At 73.1% G+C, this 20,958-nt stretch carries 19 protein-coding genes; 5 read left to right on the top strand and 14 right to left on the bottom strand.

Translation table 11 applies throughout. The annotated features are described in order from the left end of the window. Positions 1-105: 105 nt before the first annotated feature. The 3 genes from BH708_RS15540 to BH708_RS15530 all read left to right on the top strand — a co-directional run bounded on the left by BH708_RS15540 (position 106) and on the right by BH708_RS15530 (position 3,688). On the top strand, positions 106-1,257 hold the full coding sequence (locus BH708_RS15540) for a DUF819 domain-containing protein (protein WP_076809949.1): 1,152 nt from the start codon (positions 106-108) through the stop codon (positions 1,255-1,257). Continuing rightward, on the top strand, positions 1,254-2,423 hold the full coding sequence (locus BH708_RS15535; RefSeq protein WP_253705361.1) for a dipeptide epimerase: 1,170 nt from the start codon (positions 1,254-1,256) through the stop codon (positions 2,421-2,423). Before BH708_RS15540 ends, BH708_RS15535 begins: the two co-directional genes overlap by 4 nt. Positions 2,424-2,566: 143 nt before the next feature. Next, positions 2,567-3,688 (top strand): C40 family peptidase, encoded by a 1,122-nt coding sequence (locus BH708_RS15530; protein WP_076809947.1) that lies wholly within the window; start codon positions 2,567-2,569, stop codon positions 3,686-3,688. Between the two features lie 67 nt (positions 3,689-3,755). On the opposite strand, the gene BH708_RS15525 is transcribed toward BH708_RS15530, so the two are convergent. Then, positions 3,756-4,550, bottom strand: coding sequence for a serine hydrolase (locus BH708_RS15525; protein ID WP_076809946.1), 795 nt, complete (start codon positions 4,548-4,550; stop codon positions 3,756-3,758). 228 nt (positions 4,551-4,778) lie between these two features. After that, positions 4,779-5,774 (bottom strand): NAD(P)-dependent alcohol dehydrogenase, encoded by a 996-nt coding sequence (locus BH708_RS15520; RefSeq protein WP_253705360.1) that lies wholly within the window; start codon positions 5,772-5,774, stop codon positions 4,779-4,781. A 111-nt stretch (positions 5,775-5,885) separates the two neighbouring features. Here BH708_RS15520 and BH708_RS15515 point away from each other — a divergent pair, with 111 nt between their 5' ends. Continuing rightward, positions 5,886-6,539: a TetR/AcrR family transcriptional regulator gene (locus tag BH708_RS15515; protein WP_076809945.1), complete on the top strand. Its 654-nt coding sequence runs from the start codon at positions 5,886-5,888 to the stop codon at positions 6,537-6,539. A gap of 229 nt (positions 6,540-6,768) precedes the next feature. On the opposite strand, the gene BH708_RS15510 is transcribed toward BH708_RS15515, so the two are convergent. Next, a complete protein-coding gene (locus BH708_RS15510; RefSeq protein WP_076809944.1) occupies positions 6,769-7,617 on the bottom strand; it encodes an aldo/keto reductase in 849 nt (282 codons plus the stop codon). Positions 7,618-7,751: 134 nt separating this feature from the next. After that, positions 7,752-9,464, bottom strand: coding sequence for an IlvD/Edd family dehydratase (locus BH708_RS15505; protein ID WP_076809943.1), 1,713 nt, complete (start codon positions 9,462-9,464; stop codon positions 7,752-7,754). Positions 9,465-9,584: 120 nt separating this feature from the next. Between BH708_RS15505 and BH708_RS15500 the strand changes: the two genes are divergently transcribed. Beyond that, positions 9,585-10,601, top strand: coding sequence for a zinc-binding dehydrogenase (locus BH708_RS15500; RefSeq protein WP_076809942.1), 1,017 nt, complete (start codon positions 9,585-9,587; stop codon positions 10,599-10,601). A gap of 102 nt (positions 10,602-10,703) precedes the next feature. On the opposite strand, the gene BH708_RS15495 is transcribed toward BH708_RS15500, so the two are convergent. From BH708_RS15495 to nadB, 10 genes are all read right to left on the bottom strand, one after another. Next, a complete protein-coding gene (locus BH708_RS15495) occupies positions 10,704-11,171 on the bottom strand; it encodes an NUDIX domain-containing protein (RefSeq protein ID WP_076809941.1) in 468 nt (155 codons plus the stop codon). Next, entirely contained in the window at positions 11,168-11,728 is a 561-nt protein-coding gene (locus BH708_RS15490) for a PTS sugar transporter subunit IIA (RefSeq protein ID WP_076809940.1), read from the bottom strand. The genes BH708_RS15495 and BH708_RS15490 overlap by 4 nt, the downstream gene beginning before the upstream one ends. A 116-nt stretch (positions 11,729-11,844) precedes the next feature. Next, positions 11,845-12,741, bottom strand: coding sequence for an aminodeoxychorismate lyase (locus BH708_RS15485; protein WP_076809939.1), 897 nt, complete (start codon positions 12,739-12,741; stop codon positions 11,845-11,847). A gap of 162 nt (positions 12,742-12,903) precedes the next feature. Beyond that, entirely contained in the window at positions 12,904-13,986 is a 1,083-nt protein-coding gene (locus BH708_RS15480) for a hypothetical protein (protein ID WP_076809938.1), read from the bottom strand. Positions 13,987-14,188: 202 nt separating this feature from the next. Continuing rightward, complete coding sequence (locus tag BH708_RS15475; RefSeq protein WP_253705359.1) at positions 14,189-15,025, bottom strand: hypothetical protein; 837 nt, start codon at positions 15,023-15,025, stop codon at positions 14,189-14,191. A gap of 30 nt (positions 15,026-15,055) precedes the next feature. Beyond that, positions 15,056-16,309, bottom strand: a complete 1,254-nt coding sequence (locus BH708_RS15470; protein WP_076809937.1) for a galactokinase family protein — start codon at positions 16,307-16,309, stop codon at positions 15,056-15,058. Beyond that, entirely contained in the window at positions 16,306-17,187 is an 882-nt protein-coding gene (locus tag BH708_RS15465) for a nucleotidyltransferase family protein (protein ID WP_253705358.1), read from the bottom strand. Before BH708_RS15465 ends, BH708_RS15470 begins: the two co-directional genes overlap by 4 nt. A gap of 138 nt (positions 17,188-17,325) precedes the next feature. Continuing rightward, positions 17,326-18,459: a cysteine desulfurase family protein gene (locus tag BH708_RS15460; protein WP_076809936.1), complete on the bottom strand. Its 1,134-nt coding sequence runs from the start codon at positions 18,457-18,459 to the stop codon at positions 17,326-17,328. A gap of 11 nt (positions 18,460-18,470) precedes the next feature. Next, the gene (nadC, locus tag BH708_RS15455; protein ID WP_076809935.1) at positions 18,471-19,349 is read right to left on the bottom strand and encodes a carboxylating nicotinate-nucleotide diphosphorylase; all 879 of its coding nucleotides are present in this window, start codon (positions 19,347-19,349) and stop codon (positions 18,471-18,473) included. Then, positions 19,346-20,956 carry an L-aspartate oxidase gene (gene nadB, locus BH708_RS15450; RefSeq protein ID WP_076809934.1) on the bottom strand — a complete coding sequence of 537 codons (1,611 nt, stop codon included), beginning with the start codon at positions 20,954-20,956 and terminating at the stop codon, positions 19,346-19,348. The genes nadC and nadB overlap by 4 nt, the downstream gene beginning before the upstream one ends. Positions 20,957-20,958 lie beyond the last annotated feature (2 nt).

Genomic DNA, 20,958 nt, shown 5'->3' with positions numbered 1-20,958 from the left:
CGTCGGAAGCACCACAGCACGCCTCGACCGAGGCGCCGCTGGTGAGTGCTTCCGATTTTTTTGTGTCCGGCGGCGCGTCCGTCCCCTCCTCGAGGAGCTCTTCCCGTGATCACCAACGGCCTGCTCATGCTCGGCGTCCTGCTGGGACTGTCGTGCGTGCTGATCGTGCTCGAGCGCACGACCGGCTGGAAACTGTTCAAGTTCGTGCCCGGCATGGTGCTGATGTACCTGGCGTGCGCGGCCCTCAACTCGCTCGGCGTGTTCGGCGAGGACGACTCCACCCGTGCGCCCGTGGCCGCCGTCAAGGACGTCCTGCTGCCGGCGATGATCCTGCTGTTCCTGTTCGGCTGCGACGTCCGCAAGATCATCCGCCTCGGCCCCAAGCTGCTGCTGACCTACTGCGTCGCCGCGGGTTCGCTGTTCATCGGCATGATCGTGGTGGTGACGATCTTCCAGGCGGCGCTGCACGACGAGGCCTGGAAGGTGTTCGGCGCCCTGCTGGCCTCCTGGACCGGCGGCAGCGCCAACATGGTCGCCGTGCAGGACATCCTGCAGGCGCCGGAGTCGATCTTCGGCTACGCCCTGATCACCGACACGATCATGTACTCGGTGTGGCTGATGGCGATGTTCGCCGCCGTCGCCTCCTCGCCCCGCTTCAACCGGTGGACCAAGGCGGACACGTCCTACCTCGACGCCCATGTCGGCGCCTTCGACGAGGAGGAGCGGCCGATCACGATCGCCTCGCTCGCGATCGTCGTGTTCGGCTCGCTGTTCGCCTCGACCGTCGCCGGGTGGGTGGGCACCCTGCTCCCCGAGTGGGGCACCGTCGTCAATGCCACGACCTGGACGATCCTCATCGTCTCCGTGCTGGGCCTGATCGTCGCCGTCACCCCGCTGGGGAAGACCGCCGGCTCCGTCGAGGTGGCCACCCTGATGCTGTTCGTGGTGATCGGGCAGATCGCCTCGGGCTCTGACTTCTCCGCGCTCACCCAGGCCCCGCTGTACCTGCTGATCGGCGTGCTGGTGCTGCTGGTCCACATCATCATCATGCTCATCTACGCGAAGATCGCGAAGGTCGAGCTGTTCTCGCTGGCCGTCGCCTCCACCGCGAACATCGGCGGTGTCGCCTCGGCGCCCGTGGTCGCCGCCGCCTACAACCGCCAGCTGGTGCCCGTCGGGGTGCTGATGGCGCTGATCGGGTCCTTCGCCGGCACCTTCCTCGGGCTCGCCGCCGCGAAGATCATGTCGGTCCTGTGAGCGAGCGCGTCACGAAGCCGGAGACCTCCGCCCTGCGAGAGGCGGCACGAGAACCGATGACCGTGGTGGCGGTGCGCGCGCACCGGCACCGGGCGCCGCTGCTGAGGCCGTTCGTCACCGCCGCCCGGCGCACCGAGGCGGTGGAGTACGTGGTGGCCGAGGTGGAGCTCGCCGACGGCACCGTCGGTCAGGGCAGCGCGGCGGAGACCGTCGCGGTCACCGGCGAATCGGCCGGGACGATCGCGGCCGCGCTGACCGGTCCGCTGCGCCGGGCGGTCGACGGGACCGACGGAACGGTCCTCGAGCTCTCCGCGCGGATCGCCGGGGCGCTCGACGGCGCGACCAGCGCGCAGGCCGCGCTCGAGGTCGCCGTGCACGACGCCTGGGCCCGCCGTCTCGACGCTCCCCTGGTGGAGCTCCTGGGCGGCCGGGTCGGCGACGGGCTGATGAACGACATGACCATCTCGCTGGAGGATCCGGAGGTGATGGCGGCGCACGCCCGCGATGCCGTCGCCGGTGGCGAGCAGATCCTGAAGATCAAGCTCGGCCGCGACATCGACGAGGACCGCCGACGCCTGGCCGCCGTGGTCGAGGCCGCCCCCGACGCCCGGCTGCGACTGGATGCCAACCAGGGCTGGGAGCCGGAGCAGGCGATCGACATCATCACCGGCTTCATCGCCGACGGCCTGCCGCTGGACCTGGTCGAGCAGCCGGTCGCCGCGGCGAACATCGAGGGCCTGGCCCGGGTCTCCGCCGCGGTGGAGGTGCCGATCATGGCCGACGAATCCGTCTGGGACACCGCCGATGCCCGGCGCCTGGTCGAGGCCGACGCGGTGGATCTGCTGAACATCAAGCTCGCCAAGACCGGCGGGCTGCGCGGGGCCCTGGCCATCGCGGACGTGGCCCTGGAGGCGGGGGTGGAGTGCATGGTCGGCGCCATGATGGAGCCGCGCATCTCGATCACCGCCGCAGCGCATCTGGCGATCGCCCATCCCGCGATCACGATGATCGATCTGGATCCGCCGGCCTGGTTCGCCTCCGACGTGCCCGCCGGCGGGTACGGGCAGGACAGCGGCTGGTTGAGCCTGACCGGCGGGCCGGGTCTCGGGCTCGATCGACTCGAGGCCGACGTCGACCCGTCCGACCCGATCGGAGATGATCGATGACACCTCCCGCACCCGTCGGCCGGTCCCGACCGACGGGTCCGCACTCGAACGGATCCGCGCTCGATCGCCGCCGTGCAGGTCAACGCCTCGCACTCCGGCTCACCACTGACCCGCTCCGGCGGGAACCCGTCGAAGGAGACAAAATGTCCACGCACTCCCCCCCCCCCCGACCGACCCGCCGCGACGGGCTGCGCCTCGCCGCCGCCGGCACTGCCGGCCTCGCCGTCGCGGGCCTGGCCTCGCTCGCCCCGGCGAGCGCCGTCGGACCTGCCGATCTGCCCGCCGACCGCCCCGGTCCCCGGCCCGAGCCGGGCGTCGGCCTCACGCCGGGCGGCGTCGCCCACGTCGCCGTCACGGCCACCACCTTGTGGGTGGACCCGCGCACGAACCGTCCCGGGATCGACGACCCCTCGCTGACCAATCCCGTCGACCTCGACGCGTGGAACGCGAACATGGAAGACACCGAGACCCGGCGCTGGCTGACCGGCGAGCTCGAGTCGCAGGCCGTCCTCGGCAGCGAGGTGATCGTCGACGAGATCGACGGCGACTGGGCGCACATCGTCGTCACCGCGCAGGGCACCCCGCGCGACCCGCGCGGCTACCCCGGCTGGGTGCCGACGATCCATCTGGTGGTCGACGACGGCTTCGCCGACCACGTCGCCTCGGCCCCGACCGCGACGGTCACCGCGCTGACCAGCACGCTGACCGGCACCCCGTCGGGCAACCATCCCGGGATCGACGTCTCCTTCGACACGATCCTGCCGGTCCTCGGCCGCACCGCGCAGGCCGTGCAGGTGGCCGTGCCCGGCGGCGATCGCGCCTACCTGCCGGCCCCCGACGTGGTGGTGCGCGAGCACGGTGAGCGGCCTCCGCTGCCCACGGTCGAGGACATCGTCGCCACCGGCGAGCGGTTCCTGGGCCTGCGGTACCTGTGGGCCGGGGTGAGCGCCTACGGCTTCGACTGCTCCGGGTACACCTACACGCTGTTCCACCACCACGGCATCGCCATCGACCGCGATGCCGGGGACCAGATGAACCACTCGGGTCTGCAGCCGGTGGAGCGGGAGGACATCCAGCGCGGCGACCTGGTGTTCTTCGCGACCGAGCCGGGCGGGGACTCCATCCGCCACGTCGCGCTCTACCTCGGCGACGACCAGATCATGCAGGCGCCGAACGCGGCCCGCAGCGTCGAGATCATGTCGCTGACCGAGTACGACCCGACCGGCGAGTACGCCGGGGCGCGCCGGGTGCAGCTGGCCGGCTGAGCAGGGTCCGGACCGGACGGGGCGACAGCGGCCTGGCCGGCCGGGCGCGGTCGTGCAAGGCCCGACGTCAGCGGCTCAGATCGGGACACAGCTCGCGCACCACCCGGAGGATCCGCACGTCGGCATCCTCCGGGTCGAGCCCTGCCGTCATCACGGCCAGGAATCGCACGTCCGGGGAGTCCGGGTCGTCGAGGAAGGCGACGTCGTGCCGGTAGCCGTCGACCCAGCCCGACTTCGACCCCCAAGGGACGCCCTCGCGCAGGGCTCGGGCGATCACCGGGATCTGCTGGGCCCGCAGCGCGGTGCGGGCCAGGCCGCGGGACGAGGGCGAGAGCTCGGCCGTCGGCCGCACGAGCGCACGCATCGTGCGGGCGAGATCGGCGGCGCTGGTCTCGTTGGTCGCCCCGGCCGCGAGCGCGCTCGCGTCCCCGATCATCCGTTCCACCCGCGTCGACGTGAGGCCCAGCTCCGTGATCGCATCGGCCACCGCGTCCAGGCCGATCAGCTCGATCACGTGGTCGGTGGCCTCGTTGCTGGAGCGGTCGATCATGCGCGTCAGCAGCTCCCGGACACGGACCGAGTCCCCGTCGGCCGGATGCGTGGGGTCGAGGTGGTCGCCGCCGAGGGTGAACGGAGCACTGCCGGCACCGAGGAAGGTGCGGGTGGCCGGGACGCTCTCGTCGAGGTCGAGGGAGCCGGCGTCGGCGGCCCGCAGCGCCGCCAGCAGCACGTGGAGCTTGATGGTGCTGGCGGCGTAGTACGGGCGGTCCGCGTCGTCGGCGGCCAGCACCGCGCCCTCCGCATCGAGCAGGCAGGCGGAGACGGCGACGTGATCGGGCGCGGCAGCGGTGGGGATCGGCATGTCTCGACCCTACGGCGCGAGCCGAGGCGCGGCGCCGCTCCCGAGCAGGTGCCGGGCCCTGTCCTCGACGCGATGGTGCGCTGTGCTCCCGTTCCTGGAAGCACAGCGCACAAGAGGATGCGTCAGACCATGGCCTGAGCGTCGAGGACGGAGAGCCCTCCCGGTCGCCGTTCTCTCACCTCGCGGTGGCCGGGTCGCCACCTGGCCGGGTCGCGACGAGGCCGTCGCTCACCCGATGTCCACCACGTGCTTGCCGCGTGCCCCGCCGGCCGCCAGGGCATGATGGGCGACGGCGATGTCCTCCAGGGGATGGACCGTATCGACCACTGGGCGCAGGTCCCAGCTGTCGACGAGGCGGGTCAGCTCCGCGAGCAGGTCGCTGCGGGGATCGCCGCGGAAGAACCGCACGCGGCGTGCGCCGTGGCGGACCGATGTCGCGAGGTAGGCGATGCTCGGCGCGAGGCGTGCGACGTCGAGGCCGACGGCGACCATCCGTCCCCCCGGGGCGAGCAGGCGCCGGTAGCGGCGGTGCTCGGTCCCGGCGGTGTCGAGGACGACGTCGAAGCGCCCCAGCTCCTCGGGCTGCGTCGTGCGGTAGTCGAAGACCTCGTCGGCCCCGAGGGATCGCACGAAGTCGAGGTTCTTCGCCCCGGCGAGCCCGGTGACGTGCGCGCCGAACAGGTGTCCGATCTGCACGGCGAGGCTCCCGACCCCGCCGCTCGCGCCTCGTACCAGCAGCCGCTCCCCCGGCTTGAGGCCGGCATGGTCACGCAGCGCGGTGATCGCCGTCGTGCCGCCGGCGATGAGGGACACGGACTCGACGGCGCTGAGGCCGCTCGGTGCGTGCGCGATCTTGTCGGGACGCACGAGGGCGTACTGCGCCGTCGCCCCCGACTCGATCTCCTCGACGGTTCCCCACACCCGGTCCCCCACCGTCACCGTCGTGACGTCGGCGCCGAGGGCGGCGACCTCTCCGACGAGGTCGATGCCGAGCTTCCTCGGGAATCTGCGGCCTGTGAGCAGGCGCAGCGTCCCGGCACGGACGGCGAGCTCGCCGCCGTTGATGCTCGAGGCGCGGACCCGCACGAGCACCTCCCCGGCGGAGGGCTCCGGCACCGGGACCTCTCCGACGTAGAGCACCTCCGGCCCTCCGTAGCTGTCGTACAGCGCGGCCCGCATGGTCTGTGTGGTCTGTGTGGTCTGTGTGGTCTGCGTGGTCTGCATGGGTGTCCTCGTCCTTCGTGAGCAGCTCTCGTGACGGCACCCGGCGCGCCGCCTCATCGCCACAACCCCGGAAGTGAACGCGCTCTTCCACTTCCGTCTAGAGTGAGAGTCATGCAGGAGGATCACTCGCAGATCGTCGAGGCGCCCGCGCTGCGCTCCGATGCCCGTGAGAACCGGGATCTCCTGATCATCGCTGCCCGAGAGCTGTTCACGATCCGCGGCATCGACGTGCCGCTCGGCGCGATCGCCCGACGGGCCGGGGTGAGCCCGGCGACGCTGTACCGTCGCTTCCCCACCCGCCACGAGCTCGTCGCGGATGTCTTCGCCGAACAGCTCGCCGAGTGCGATGCGGTCCTCGCCCGCGCCGTGGCCGACGAGGATCCCTGGCGGGGGCTGGTGCGGCTGCTGAGCACCGTGACCGAGATGCAGGCCCGCAGCCGGGGCTTCAGCGCCGCGTTCCTGGCGCGCTACCCGGGCGCAGTGGACGTGGAGGGGGCGCGCACCCGCGCCGAAGAGGGACTGGCCGAGCTGGTGCAGCGGGCGAAGGATGTCGGCACCCTGCGGCCGGACTTCGACCCCAGCGACGTCTATCTGCTGCTGCTCGCCGTGGATCCTCTCGCAGCGCAGCCGGCATCGACGGCGGTGGCGGCTGCGCGACGCCTGGTGGCCTACGTGCTCCAGGCCGCGCGCGCCGGGCACACCGCTCCGCTGCCCCCGCCTGCGCCCCTGGAGCTGTCGGTGCTGCACGGGGACCCGAGTCGGTGAATCCTGGGCGGCGGACCTCGGGCGATGAGACCTGGGCGGTGGATCACGGCCGGTGAGGCGAACTCGCGCGACACCACCTCACGAACGCGATTGCGCGCTGTACTTCCACGAACGGAAGCACAGCGCGCAATCGCATGTGTCGGATGCCCGCAGTGCGGTGGCGAGCGAGGCCCTCGCGCGGCAGGTCCGCCACGCGCCGCCGAGGCCCTGTCGCAGGGCCCGACGGGGATCAGGCGCCCTGGTGGGCGATCATGTCGTCGGGGTTGCCGCCGCGACGCCCCTCGGCGCCCTTGTGCAGGGCGGTGATCTGGGCGACCTCGTCGTCGGTGAGCTCGACCTCGAGGGAGGCGAGGTTGGAGGCGATGCGCTTCGGGGTCACGGACTTCGGGATCACCACGTTGCCCAGCGCCAGGTTCCAGGCGATGACGACCTGGGCGATGTCGGCACCATGGGCATCGGCGATCTTCTTGATGACCGGGTCCTCGAGCTCGCCGCCACCCTGGCCGAGCGGGGACCAGGACTCGGTGACGATGTTCTTCGAGGCATGGAACTCGCGCAGCTCGGGCTGGTTGAAGTAGGGGTGCAGCTCGATCTGGTTGAGCACGGGCAGCACACCGGTCTCGGCCTCGAGCTTCTCGAGGTCCTCGATGCGGAAGTTCGAGACGCCGATGGACCGGATGCGGCCCTGCTCCTGCAGCTCGATGAGGGTCTTCCAGGTCTCCACGGCGAGGCCCTTCGAGGGTGCCGGCCAGTGGATCAGGTAGAGGTCGAGCTGCTCGAGGCCGAGGTCGGCCATGGTGCCGTCGAAGGACGCGAGGGTCTTGTCGCGGCCCTGGTCCTGGTTGGGGACCTTGGAGGTCACGAACACGTCGTCGCGGGTCAGGCCCGCTGTCTTCAGGGCGGTGCCGACGCCGGCCTCGTTGTTGTAGCCCCGTGCGGTGTCGATGTGGCGGTAGCCGGCCTCGAGGGCCTGGACGACCACATCGGCGGCGACCTCGTTCTCGACCTGCCACACGCCGTAGCCGAGCTGCGGGATGGAACGACCGTCGTGGAAGGTGATGGACGGAGAGGCGGGCATGATGCTCCTCGGGATCGGGGTGCGGCGGGACGCCGCGAACGGGCTCCCCCAGGGTAACGCTTTCCTCCTCGGCGCGACCAGGGCGTTCACCCAGAGCTGGAGACCACGTGGCCACGGCCGGGCCGCGGACGCTGTCAGTGCGACTCGCGCCCCACCTCGGAGCCGCTCGCGCCGACGAGGAAGTCGAGGTCGGCGCCGGTGTCGGCCTGCTGGACATGGTCGACGTACAGCCGCTCCCACCCCCGCGCCGGCGCGGCGAACGCCTCGGTCATCGCGGAGGACGGCTCGCGCGCCGCCAGCTCCTGGTCGCCGAGCTCCACGTCCAGACGCCGCCCGGCAACGTCCAGCACGATCCAGTCGCCCGTGCGCACCAGACCGAGCGGTCCGCCCGCAGCGGCTTCCGGCGCGACGTGGAGGATCACGGTGCCGTAGGCGGTGCCGGACATGCGACCGTCGCAGATGCGCACCATGTCCCGCACGCCCTGCTCGAGCAGCTTGGTGGGCAGCGGCATGTTGGCGACCTCGGGCATGCCCGGATAGCCCTTGGGGCCGCAGCCTCGCAGGATCATGACGGAGTCTGCGTCGACCTCGAGCTCGGGATCGTCGATCCGAGCACGGAAGTCCTCGATGCTGTCGAAGACGAGCGCCCTGCCGCGGTGCTGGAGCAGCTCACCGGTGGCGGCGGCGGGTTTGATGATGGCGCCGTCGGGCGCGAGGTTGCCGCGCAGCAGGGCGATGCCGGCGTCGTCCTGGACCGGGCGCTCCCGCACGGAGATCACCTCAGGATCGAAGATCTCCGCATCCTCGAGGTGGTCCACGAGCGGCTTCCCCGTGATGGTCAGCGCCTCCGGGTCCAGCAGGTCCTCGACCTGCCGCAGCACGGCCAGCAGGCCACCGGCGCGGAAGAGGTCCTCCATGAGGTGGCGACCGGCGGGCTGGAGGTCCACCAGCAGTGGCACATGGGAGCCGATGCGGTCGAAATCCTCCACCGTGAGGTCGATGCCGAGGCGACCGGCGATCGCGAGCAGGTGCACCACGGCGTTGGTCGACCCGCCGATCGCGCCGAGCGCGACGATCGCGTTGTGGAAGGAGCCCTTGGTGAGGAAGGCCGAGGGGGTGCGGCCGTCCTTCACCAGGTCCACGGCGAGACGACCGGTGAGCTGGGCGGCCTCGCTGAGGCGGGCATCGGAGGCGGGGGTGCCCGCGATCCCGGGCACGATGGTCCCGAGCGCCTCGGCGACCAGCGCCATCGTCGACGCGGTGCCCATGGTGTTGCAGTGGCCCGCACTGCGGACCATCGCGGACTCGGAGCGGGTGAAGTCCTCCTGCGAGAGCGTCCCGGCGCGCACCTCCTCGCTGAGCTTCCACACGCCGGTGCCGCAGCCCAGCGGGGCGCCGCGGAAGGTGCCGCTCTGCATCGGTCCGCCCGGGACGACGACGGCGGGGATGTCGACGCTGGCGGCGGCCATGAGCAGGGAGGGGATGGTCTTGTCGCAGCCGCCGAGGAGCACCACGCCGTCGACGGGGTTGGCGCGCAGCATCTCCTCGGTGCTCATCGCTGCCATGTTCCGCCAGAGCATCGCGGTGGGGCGCACATTGGTCTCGCCGAGGGAGACCACCGGCAGCTCCTGCGGCACGCCGCCGGCCTCGAGGATCCCGTTCTTCACGAACTGGGCGATGCCGGTCAGATGCGCATTGCAGGGGGTGAGGTCGCTGGCGGTGTTGGCGATCGCGATCTGGGGTCGGCCGCGGAAGGCGTCGTCGGGCACCCCGCGACGCATCCAGGCGCGGTGGATGTAGGCGTTGCGGTCCTCGCCCGCGTACCACTGGCTGCTGCGGAGCTCCATTGCTGATTCCATTTCCCGTCGCGGCGGTCTACTGTGTGGACCGCTCGCATGCTACGTCACCTCGAGCGCTCTGGATCGAAGAGTCCGCAGGTGAGACCCACCCCGACAGGAGCTGCCCCGATGCGTGCCCTGGTGATCACCGGCCCCGGAGAGGCCGCTGTGGAAGACGTCGCCGCGCCGGTCGCCGCGCCCGGTGAGGTGGTGGTCGACGTCCAGCGCGCGGGGGTCTGCGGCACCGATCTCGAGTTCCTCACCGGGAACATGGCCTACCTCCACTCCGGCCACGCCCGCTACCCGATGCGCATCGGGCACGAGTGGATGGGCACGGTCTCCCAGGTCGGCGCGGGCGTGGATCGGCGATGGATCGGACGACGGGTCATGGGCGACACCATGCTGGGCTGCGGGCACTGCCGACGCTGCCTGCGCGGCCACCAGCACGTGTGCGAGGACCGCCAGGAGGTGGGGATCCGCGGCGGTCGCCACGGGGCACTGGCCGAGCAGCTCACCGTGCCCGCCGCCTCGCTGCACGTCCTGCCCGATCGGCTCGACCCGACTCTCGGCGCCCTCGTCGAGCCGGGCGGCAACGCGCTGCGCGCGGTCCAGGCCGCTGCCCTCTCCCCCGGGGACCGTGTGCTGATCCTGGGGCCGGGCACGATCGGCCTGCTGTGCGCGCTGTTCGCCCGCGCGGCCGGCGCGGAGGTGCATCTGCTGGGACTGCCCGGGCCGGCCCTGGAGTTCGCCCGCTCTCAGGGATTCGAGCACGTGTGGGACGAGACCACGCTGCCCGAGGCGCCGCTGGATGAGATCATCGACGCCGCGACGTCCGCGGAGCTGCCGCCCTGGGCGCTCTCCCGCGTCGAGCCGGGCGGGCGCGTGGTGCTGATCGGACTGGCCGACGACCCCAGTCGCATCGACACCCGCGACCTCGTGCTCGGTGATCTCACCGTCACCGGGGTGCTCAGCGCCTCCCCCGCGCTCGAGGAGACCATCGCCGCCTACGCCGACGGTTCCGTCGACCCCCGCGCGCTGGTCGCGGCCACCATCGGGCTGGACGAGGTGGCGGCCGTGCTCGCGGGGACGCGTCCGTACGGTGCCGGCGAAGGGCCCAAGATCCACATCGACCCCAGGTCGGCCTGATCCGCGACCTGGCAAGGGCTCCGCACACGCATCGTCCGGTGACCAGATCGCCCGTTCCGCACCGGGCGTCCGTGATCGCTGACCAACCCCGGGCGCGGCGGCTCAGTCCGCGCCGGTCCCCAGCGAGAACGGGCGGCTGCTGGGGTCGGATTCCAGCCAGCGGGCGATCCGCATCGGCCGGACGTCGTAGGCGTCCAGGGCCGCCAGCGACAACCAGGCCGTGCCCGCCTGGCCCGGATCGGGTTCGGTGCCCCTCCCGGGCTCCTCCCCCTCCGCGAGGCCGCACCAGTAGGCGACGTTGACCTGGTGGAAGGGCGGGATCGGAGCATCGTCCACCATGCGCGTATCCATCATGGTCTCGAACAGGCACGCCGCCTGGTGCACCTCGATCTGCGCACCGATCTCCTCGCGGCATTCGCGGATCAGGGCCGCGACCTGGTCCTCGCCGTGCTCCTGGCCGCCGCCGGGCAGGGCGAACAGCGTGCTGCCGTCGGGGCCGATGTAGCGGTTCATGAGCACGTGGCCGTCGCGGACGATCAGTGCCTTCACCGCCAGCCGCGGCGTGTTCATGCGCGCTTCTCCTCGGTGTCGTCGGCGTCCGGCCCGGGAGCGGCCGGGCCGCGGCGGAGCTGGGCCTCGGCGCGCTCGCGCAGGTCGGCCTCGTCGGCCGCCTCCAGCAGATCGGCGACCGCCGCCCCGTCGCGCAGCAGACCCATCAGGCGCTGCAGGGCGGCGAGGTGCTCGCGGGCGTTGCTGAGCAGAGGCATCGCCACCAGGCGGGCGTCGACGGTGTCGCCGGTCCCGCCCATCTCCCCGAAAGGGACCGGGTGGGCGAGGCTCGCGAGCGCCAGGCCCGGGATGAGCACGTGCTCGGGGTCGGCGTGCGGGATCGCGGTGGGGACGGGGGTGGGCAGACCTGTGGGATAACGCTGCTCGCGCGCCTGCAGGGCCTCGGGGAAGTCGAGGGTGACGGCGCCGGCATCGAGCAGGTGGCCGGACAGCGCGCGGAGCACATCAGCGGAGTCGGTGACGTCCAGGCGGGCGACGACGACGGTCAGCGCGAGGGGGACGGGTTCTCCCGCGCCCTCACGGTGGTCGTCATCGTGCTCTCGCTCATCTGAGCTCATGGGGCCTCCTGGTCGCTGCCACATTCTGGCACTGCGGCCGTCCGAGACCTCGCACCCCGCGCCGAGTCCGCGACGGAGCGGCGGCAGGCCGCCCGAACGGCGTCGCGCCCGTGCGGTCACGCCCTCCCGGACAGCAGCGCCTCGAAACGCCCGGTGAGCTCGAGGTCCAGCGGCAGCTCGGCGTCGTCGAGGTGGGTGATCGGGGCGGCCAGACGGGTCGAGGACAGCAGCCAGGCCCCGTCGGATCCGGTGACGTCCGCCACCGTCATGAGCTGCTCGCGCACCTCGTGGCCCTCGTCCTGCAGTGCGGTGAACAGGGTGGTCACGCAGGTGCCGGGCAGCACCCCGGCGCTGACGGGGGTGGTGAGGAAGGTGTCACCACGGCGCACCAGCAGCGTCGACGTCGGCCCTTCGAGCGCATAGCCGTCGCTCGCGACGAACAGGGCGTCCTGGGCGCCGCGGCGCTTCGCCTCGCGAACGGCGGCCATGTTCACGGCATAGCTGAGGGTCTTCGCGCCGGGCAGCAGCCAGGGGCTGGTCTCCGGGGTGGTCGTGGACAGGCCGCGGTCCAGGGCGGCCACGCGGATCCCGCGGCGGTACGGGGCCCAGTCGTCGGAGACGTGGGCATCGATCCAGCAGGTGGGGGTGCCGGCGCCCTCGACGCCCCGGGTGTACATCACGCGGACGGTCAGCTCCGGGACGTCGGCATGGGCCTCGATCGCGGCGTCGATCGCGGCGAGGAGCGTCTCCTGGTGGGGTGCGGGCAGCTGGAGCAGGGAGGCGCTGCGGGCGAGCCGCGCCAGGTGGGGGCCGACGTTGATGGGCGTGCCGTCGAAGACGCCGACGGTCTCGAAGATGCCGTCGCCGCGGGTGGCGACCAGGTCGGTGATCGACAGCTGCGGCACAGCGGGATCGGCGAGGCGGAAGGGGGCGCTGCCGTCGCTCGGGGCGCCGGCCGCCCCGGGGACGAGGACGAGAACCGGTGCGGGGGTGTCCGTGCTGGACGAGGTCATGGCGCGCCTCCTGGTCGTGGCCTCTCCGGGTCGAGGTGGCCGGGTGTCCAGGGTAGACCCGACGCCACGGCGCCCGATGACGCGGTGGCCCGATGACGCGGTGGCGCGGGGACGCTCCGGCACGACGCACCTCCGGACGCTGCGGCGCCGAGGCGGCGCACCTCAGGAACGACCGATGTCCTGACCGATCGTGGCGGCGCTGGTGACGGGGCCGGTCCCGGCCGCGGGGGACACCTCCTCGAGCATCGCCAGGAGCTGATCGAGCAGGCTCGGGTCGCCCTCGTCACCGCTGCCTTCGATGCGTTCCGACGGGGCGAAGCCCTCGCCGAGGGTCTCCGCGTCGGCCGTGCCCAGCATCCCGGTCGGGCCACCGGTCGCGGGGGACGCGCCTGCCGTCACCTCGGATCCCGCGCCGGTCTCAACTCCCGCATCGGCGCCGCCGCCGGACGCGGACCCGCCGTCCGAACCCGCACCGGAGCCACCGCTCGCACCCCCGCCGGATCCGCCGCCGTCCTGAGTCGCCCCCTCGGATGCTGCGGCCTCGCCGTCCGCGCCGGTGGACCCGGAGCCGTCTGCGGCCTCACTCGCTCCGGTCGGCTCCCCCGCCGCCCGGCCGTCGCCTGCTGCGGCGAGCTCCGGCGGGAGCTGGCCGAGGAGGGCACCGAGGTCCGTGCCCGCACCGAGCCCCGTGAGCAAGTTCTCCGGCGCCAGACCTCCCTCCAGAGCGCGGCCGATCATGTCGGCAAGGAGGCCGCCGAAAGCTGTGCCCAGCAGCGAGCCCAGGAACGCCGCACGTCCGTCCTCGGTGCCGAGAATCTCGCGGAGCAGCTGCGCGAGCTCTCCGTCAGGACTGTCGCGCAGCCCGGGTGCAGTCTCGCCTCCGACGAGACCCGGCAGCGACGATTCGGTCCCGTTCGACGGGCCGCGCCGGAACGCCCCCGATCCGCCGGAACCGCCACCGGTGCCCCCACTGCCGTCCGGACTGGAGGCGTGCTCCTGCTCCTCGGCATGACTGACCAGACGCCGCGCCCCCTGACGCAGCTCCACGAAACAGTCCTGCAGGCCGGGCCGGACCCTGCCGGCCCACTCCGCGCGGAACGTCTCCGCGTCCTCCCCCGTCCATTCCATGGACTCGATGCCCGAGGCGAGCATCGACTCGAGATCAGCGAGCATCTCCGCACGACGCACACAGGCAGACCCCAGCGAACGCAGCGCCTCCGAGTCGGCACCCCAGAATCCGCTCATCGACCGCCGCGCTCCCCTCGCCTCGCACCCGTTCCCCGGTGAGGTTCTCACCGTAAGCGGGCGGGCCTGGACTCGCCATGGGGAGGACTCCCCATCCGTGCGCTGGGACGCCGCCGACATGGCGACGGAATTGCGGCGGGGCCCGACGTGTGTTCGCGGACCGGGGCGGCGGTCGCGGCCCGAGCGGCCCGGCGGGCCGGCGTCAGGCGGACAGCAGCGCGACCACGCGACCGCGCTCGCGCCAGGCGACGTGGAGGTCGAGCGGGTCGCCCGGCACGTCGGCGTCGATCAGCTCGACGCGAGCACCGAGCGGGGCCGCGCGCAGGTCGGCCACGGCGAGCGTCCCCTCGGGCAGATCGATCAGTCCTGCGGTCGACGGGTCCTGCACCGGCACCGCCGTCGTCCCTGCTGCGGCGACGGCGCCCCCGGTATCGGGGCCCGCCGCAGCATCGTCGTCCCCGGCCTCCTCGGCGTCGCCGAGGAAGGCGGCGAACAGATGCTCGTCCATCAACTGCTCGGCGAGCTCGGTGCGGGCCTCCCCCTCCTCGGGGGCCTCGCCGAGCGTCGCCAGGCTCACCTCGAGGGCGTCGGCGAAGCGCTCGAGGTAGGAGGGCAGATCTGCGGCGGCCAGCTGCAGGGCGAGGTCCTCGCCGATGCCGTAGATCGCACCCGGGGCGCCGTCGTCATCGATCGTGAGGACCACGGCGGCTTCCGGGGTCTCGTACAGCGGGTAGAAGGTCGTGGCCGGGCCGAGCAGGGTGTAGGGCCCGACGTCGGTGCGGTCCTCGACCAACAGGTTCAGCACGGGGTGGCCGCACAGCTCGATGCCGCCGAGCTCGTCGAGGACCTGCTCGAGGGCGGGCGGCGGATCCGCCGCGAGCTCCTCCTCATGCGTGGCGAAGCCCGGGACGAACGTGACGTCCTGCTCGTGGGTGCGGGCCAGCGAGGAGATCCGATCCAGCACCGGCCGCACGGACAGCAGCGGGATCGCGGGGGCCTCGGTCGGCCAGGGCAGGGAGGAGTTCATCGGCGTGGTCACCCCGCCAGTTTGTCACGCGCCCGATCCGGCTCAGCGCACGCGCCGGGCAGCTCCGCCGGGACGGGTGATCGCCGTCGTGGCGTCGCGGCGATCGGGATGGGCGGCGCGGAAGGCGGCCGACCAGTCGGCGGCGAACTGCTCGGCCCCGTCGGCCGGCACCAGGGCCCAGACGCTGCCGCCGAAACCGGCTCCGAAGGCGCTGGCAGCATGAGCACCGTTGTCCCGGGCGAGGCGCTGCAGGGCGATCGTCTCGGGGACCTGATTGCGCAGCCCGGACTCGGCGCCGGCCTGGGAGAGGTCGACCAGGCGGCCGAACTCCGCCAGATCGCCTTCCTCCAGCGCGTCCGACGCGGCGGGGACGATCTGCTCCGATTCGGTGAGGAACTGCTCGAGACGTCCGACGAGGTACTCGTCGTCGGCCGCGAGCTCGCGCAGGCGCGCCGCGGCGTCGGGCGCGCTGGCGACCGCGTCGGCGAGGGTCGCCTCCCGGCCGCCGGTGGCCTCCTGCCACCGCAGCACCAGCTCGCTGACCGCGCGGGAGACGCGGTTGTAGGCCTCGCGGGCGGCGCCGGTCTTGGCGGCCTCGACCCCGCTGACGGCGACCACGAGGGCGAGCTCGGTGCCGAGGCCGACGGTGCGCTCGTGACGGACGGGGCAGAAGGAGTACTGCACGAGGGCGTCGGGCACGCCGCACAGCACCGCGGTGTGGTCCTGGCTGCCGCCGAAGGTGCCCACCCCGCGCTCGCCCGCCAGGGTGCCGAAACTCTGCCCGTTCTCGATGCTGCCGCAGTACTCGCCGAACTGTTCGACGGTGGTGATCTCGCGGGTGAAGGCGGGATCGGCGGCGAGGTCGGAGAGGTCGATCAGCGCCAGGGCGAGGCCGACGACGAGCGCCGAGGAGCTGGACATCCCGGCCGCCAGCGGCAGCGTGGAGGTGACGGTGACGTCGGCGCCGCGGACCTGCCCGGGGAAGTTCTTCTCCAGCCGGGCGGCGACGGCGGCCACGTACCCGCCCCAGTGCCCCTCGGTCTCGTCGGCGGCGGACTCCTCGGGACGGTCCAGGTCGATCGCGACCGTCCCGTCGGCCCCCTCGGAGCGGGCGCGGAGCACGCGGTCCTGACGGGCGCGGGCGGTGATCGTGTGGCCGGTGTCGACGGCGGCGAGCAGGGAGCGTCCGCCCGCATAGTCGGTGTGCTTGCCCAGGACCTCGATACGTCCGGGCACGAACCAGCTGGTGGTGTCACCCGACGCTCCGGCGGCGAGCTCCTCGAGGACGCCGCTCACAGGCGCACCTCGATCCCGGACAGGGCCTCCTGCACGCCGGCGACGTCGCCGCGGGAGGACATGTCCAGCACCCCGACGGCGGCGGGGACGACGGTGACGGGCTCACCCTCGGAGACCAGGAGCCGCACGGCGTCGATGATCTCGAGCTCGCCGCGCACCGAGGGATCGATGCGGGCGCAGGCGTCGAAGATCGCGGGGGTGAACAGCCAGGCGTTCATGGAGATGGGAGCCTGCTCGCCGTAGGCCGCGACGGTGGCTTCATCCGGCTTCTCCACGATGTCCTCGAGGTGGCCCTTCTGGTCGGCCGCGACCAGGGCGAAGGCGCGGATCCGCTCGGCCGGGATGTTGGAGCCGGTCACCATCGCCTCGCGGTCGAAGCCGACCAGGGCGCTGCCCGGCGCGGCGGCGAGCGCGGCGAGGGCCTCGCGCGGGTAGTAGTTGTCCGAGTTCAGCACGATCACCCGCTGGGCGCGGGCGAAGTCCCGGGCCGCGGCGACGGCATCCGCGGTGCCGAGCGGTTCGACCTGCACGGCGGTGGTGACGGTGACGCGACCGCCGCTGACGCGGGCGGCATAATCGCGCAGCACCTCGTGCTCGGGGCCGATGACCAGGCAGATCTCGGTGACGCCGACGTCGGCGAGCACGGAGATGACGTAGTCGAGGAAGGGACGGCCGACATCGATGAGAGCTTTGACGCCGCTGGCCGCGACGGCGGCCTGCTTCGGATCCAGCGCGGCGCTCTCGTCGGCGGTGCGCATGCGGGTGCCGAGCCCGCGGGCGAGGATCACGGCGCGCGTGACGGCAGGGCTCTCGGCAGCGGTGTCGGCGGAGGCGTCGGCGGGCACGTCGGCTGGGGGCGGGGAGTTCTGGTCGGTCACACGGGGAGTCTACGGGGCAGGACGACTCTCGGGCAAAACGATTCACATGTAGTGTCGGGCAGCCGCCGGACTCCCCCGTCCCGCACAGGCGCGGGCGGCTGGGCCGCCGCACGCCGTCGCCGGGCGGAGGAGGACCTCTCACGCACGGGCGAGGACCTCCTCGAGCGCGCCGGCGGCCGCCGCGAGCTGCTCGGCGGTGACGTCGGCGGGCAGCGTGACGCGCACCGCGGTCTGGGCGATCTCGCGGGGGATGCCCAGGGCGGTGAGCACGTGGGAGGGCTCATCGCTGCCCGCGGCGCAGGCCGAGCCGCTGGAGGCGATCACGCCGCGCTCGGCGAGGTCCAGCAGGATCGACTCCCCGCTGCGGCCGGGCACGCAGAAGGAGGCATGCCCCGGCAGCCGGGCTCCCCCATCGCGAGGGTCCGCTCCGGTCAGCAGCACACCCTCCCGGGCGCCGAGCACGGTCTCGAGGAACCGGTCGCGCACGGGGACCAGCCGCGCCGCCTTCTGCTCCCGCTCGGTCTCGGCGAGCTCGAGCGCGGTCGCGAGGGCCACGGCGAAGGCGACGTTCTCGGTGCCGGAGCGGCGGCCGTTCTCCTGCCCGCCGCCGTGGACCAGCGGCTCCACCGGCAGCCGGCCGCGGATCATGGCGAGGCCGATCCCCTTGGGGGCGCCGAGCTTGTGACCCGAGAGGGTCAGCGCGTCGACGCCCAGCCCGCGCAGGTCCAGCCATCCGGCGGCCTGGACGGCGTCGGTGTGGAAGACGGCACCGACCTCGTGGGCGATCTCGACCAGCGTCCGCACGTCGGTGATGGTGCCGATCTCGTTGTTCGCCAGGGCGAGGGAGACCAGGGTGGTGTCCTTGCGCAGGACGGCGCGCAGGGCCTCGGGGGTGATGGTTCCGTCCGCGGCGACCTCGGCGAAGGAGACCTCGAAGCCGTGGGCGCGGCGGAGGAAGTCGACGGTCTCCAGCACGGCCTCGTGCTCGGTGGCGGCGGTGACCAGGTGCTTGCCGCGCGGGGTCGCGAGCGCCAGGCCCTTGATCGCCAGGTTCGCGGCCTCCGTGCCGCCGGCGGTGAACACGATGTCGGTGCGGCGCGCTCCGAGCACGGCGGCGGCCCGGCGACGGGCGTCCTCCAGCCCGGCGGCGGCGGCCTCCCCCACCGCGTGGTGGCTGGAGGGGTTGCCGAAGGTCCCGGTGAGGTAGGGCCAGGCGGCCTCGAGCGCTTCGCGACGCACCGGGGTGGTGGCGGCGGTGTCGAGGTAGAGCATCGGCGTCTCCTTCAGACTGCGGCGGTGACGGTCATGTCGAGGCCGAGGTCGAGGTGCCGGGCGCTGTGGGTCAGAGCGCCGGAGGAGATCACGTCCACGCCGGTGCGGGCGATGTCGGAGACGGTCTCGAGGGTGACCGTGCCGCTGGCCTCGACGATCGCGCGGCCGGCGACGAGATCGACCCCGCGGGCGAGGTCCGGCAGGGAGAAGTTGTCGAGCATGATGACGTCGACGCCGCCGGCGATCACCGGCTCGATCTGCTCGATCCGATCCACCTCGACCTCGAGGGACGTGGTGTGGCCGAGCTGGGCGCGGGCGCGGCGGATCGCGGCGGTCAGGTCGAGACCCTGCTGCTGCAGGACCGCGAGGTGGTTGTCCTTGGCCATCACCGCGTCCGAGAGGGAGAAGCGATGGTTCACCCCGCCGCCGCAGCGGACGGCATGCCGTTCGAGGGCGCGCAGGCCGGGGGTGGTCTTGCGGGTGTCGGTGATCGCCGCGCCGGTGCCCTCGACGGCGTCGACGAAGGCCTGCGTGAGCGTCGCGATGCCGGACAGGCGCTGGGTGAAGTTCAGCGCGATCCGCTCGGCCTGGACGACGGCGCGCGCCGGGCCGGTCACGGTGGCCAGCACGTCGCCGGCGGCGAAGCGGTCCCCGTCGGCGACGCCGGAGGTCACCCGGACGGCCCGGTCGGTGAGGCGGAAGGCGGCAGCGAACACCGCGAGACCGGAGGCCACGCCGTCCTCGCGGGCCACGAGCTGCGCGCTCGCGGTGGCGTCGACGGGCAGGAACACCTGACCGGTGAGATCACCCCAGGGGGCGTCCTCGGCGAGCGCGGCGGCGACGACGGGGTCGATCTGGGCCGTCGGCAGGGCGGGCGGACTGGTCATCATGCGAGGGCCTCCTGGGAGGGCGCGGGGGCGGGGGTCCGATCGTCCGGAGCGACGGACGGATCGTCGAGACGGTGGTGGGCGCCGACGGATGTGGTCCGCGCCAGAGCGTGGGCGGTGAGCAGGCGGGCGAGGTCGAGGAGGTTGCGATCCTCGAGCTCGCCGACCGTGGTGAGGGTGGCAGGATCCGGGCCGTGCCACACGGCGAGCTGGGCGGCGGCCGCGTCGAGCTGCTCGCCCGTGCGCAGCAGCCCGACGTGGGACCACAGCAGCTCCTGCAGCACGGACCGGGTCCAGCGCACGGGCGAGGCGCCATCCGGCCGGGCCTCGGTCGGTGAGGCGTCGGGTCGAGGGATCACCGAGGAAGGCCTCGTATCCACGGGCGCTCGGTGAGCGGCCTCGCGGGCCGCCGCGTCCCCGGCCCGGGCGCCGAACACCGCGCCCTCGAGCAGGGAGTTCGAGGCCAGGCGGTTGGCGCCATGGACGCCGGTGCGAGCGCACTCCCCCGCCGCGTAGAGCCCGGGCAGGCTGGTGCGCCCCTCGAGATCGGCGCGGACGCCGCCCATCCAGTAGTGCGCGGCGGGTGTGACGGGCACCGGCTCACGGCTCCAGTCGGACCCGGCGGCGCGCACGGCGGCATCGATCGTGGGGAACCGCTCCCGGAGTCGCCCCGCGCCGATCCCGGTGGCGTCCAGGAACACGGGTCGTCCGTCCTGGGCGGCCATGACCTGGGCGATCGCCCGAGCGACCACATCGCGCGGGGCGAGCTCGGCACGCGGGTCGAGGCCGGTCAGGAAGCGTCGGCCGTGTTCGTCGCGCAGCAGCGCCCCCTCCCCGCGCACCGCCTCGGAGAGCAGGAAGGAGCCGGGCACGGCGAGCGCGGTGGGATGGAACTGGTAGAACTCGAGGTCCTCGAGCGCGGCCCCTCCGCGCCAGGCGGCAGCGATCCCGTCACCGGTGGCGACGGCGGGGTTGGTGGTGTGGGAGAAGAGCTGACCGGCGCCGCCGGTGGCGAGGATCGTCGCCGCGGCGCGCACCCTCAGACGCCGCCCGCCGGTCGCCAGCAGCTCGGCGCCGACCACGCGGCCGTCCTCGATCAGCAGGTCCACCAGGGCGGTGTGCTCGTCCACGGTGAGCGACCGGGGCGATTCGCCCGTCGCCCGCGCACGCACCGCCGCGACCAGAGCGTTCTCGATCGCGCTCCCGGTCGCGTCGCCGCCGGCGTGGAGGATGCGCGGCCGGCCGTGGGCGCCCTCCAGGCCCAGGGCGTGGGAGCCGTCGTCGGCGCGGTCGAAGGCGACGCCGTGGGCGATGAGGTCCGTGATCGCCGCGGGCCCCTCCTCGCACAGCACGCGCACCGCCTCGGTCTCGCCCAGCCCGGCGCCCGCGGCGAGGGTGTCGCGGGCGTGCGCGGCCGGGCTGTCGGCAGGCTCGAGCGCCCCGGCGATGCCGCCCTGGGCATGGCGGGTCGATCCCTCCGCCAGCCCGGTCTTGGTCACCAGCAGCACGTCGGCCTTCCGGCCGGCGCGCAGCGCCGCCGTCAGCCCCGCGATCCCGGAGCCGACCACCAGTACATCGGTGCGCAGGTCAGCGCGTCTCTGCCGTGCCATGC

The organism is Brachybacterium sp. P6-10-X1, from assembly GCF_001969445.1.
Lineage (GTDB): Bacteria > Actinomycetota > Actinomycetes > Actinomycetales > Dermabacteraceae > Brachybacterium.
This window is presented reverse-complemented; position numbering and strand designations above follow the sequence as displayed.

Coding starts and splice junctions, on each gene's coding strand:
- BH708_RS15530 (WP_076809947.1), top strand. CDS start 2,567: ATGTCCACGCACTCCCCCCCCCCCCGACCGACCCGCCGCGACGGGCTG.
- BH708_RS15495 (WP_076809941.1), bottom strand. CDS start 11,171: ATGAACACGCCGCGGCTGGCGGTGAAGGCACTGATCGTCCGCGACGGC.
- BH708_RS15500 (WP_076809942.1), top strand. CDS start 9,585: ATGCGTGCCCTGGTGATCACCGGCCCCGGAGAGGCCGCTGTGGAAGAC.
- BH708_RS15515 (WP_076809945.1), top strand. CDS start 5,886: ATGCAGGAGGATCACTCGCAGATCGTCGAGGCGCCCGCGCTGCGCTCC.
- BH708_RS15480 (WP_076809938.1), bottom strand. CDS start 13,986: ATGAGCGGATTCTGGGGTGCCGACTCGGAGGCGCTGCGTTCGCTGGGG.
- BH708_RS15490 (WP_076809940.1), bottom strand. CDS start 11,728: ATGAGCTCAGATGAGCGAGAGCACGATGACGACCACCGTGAGGGCGCG.
- BH708_RS15460 (WP_076809936.1), bottom strand. CDS start 18,459: ATGCTCTACCTCGACACCGCCGCCACCACCCCGGTGCGTCGCGAAGCG.
- BH708_RS15510 (WP_076809944.1), bottom strand. CDS start 7,617: ATGCCCGCCTCTCCGTCCATCACCTTCCACGACGGTCGTTCCATCCCG.
- nadB (WP_076809934.1), bottom strand. CDS start 20,956: ATGGCACGGCAGAGACGCGCTGACCTGCGCACCGATGTACTGGTGGTC.
- BH708_RS15505 (WP_076809943.1), bottom strand. CDS start 9,464: ATGGAGCTCCGCAGCAGCCAGTGGTACGCGGGCGAGGACCGCAACGCC.
- BH708_RS15485 (WP_076809939.1), bottom strand. CDS start 12,741: ATGACCTCGTCCAGCACGGACACCCCCGCACCGGTTCTCGTCCTCGTC.
- BH708_RS15525 (WP_076809946.1), bottom strand. CDS start 4,550: ATGCCGATCCCCACCGCTGCCGCGCCCGATCACGTCGCCGTCTCCGCC.
- nadC (WP_076809935.1), bottom strand. CDS start 19,349: ATGATGACCAGTCCGCCCGCCCTGCCGACGGCCCAGATCGACCCCGTC.
- BH708_RS15520 (WP_253705360.1), bottom strand. CDS start 5,774: ATGCAGACCACGCAGACCACACAGACCACACAGACCACACAGACCATG.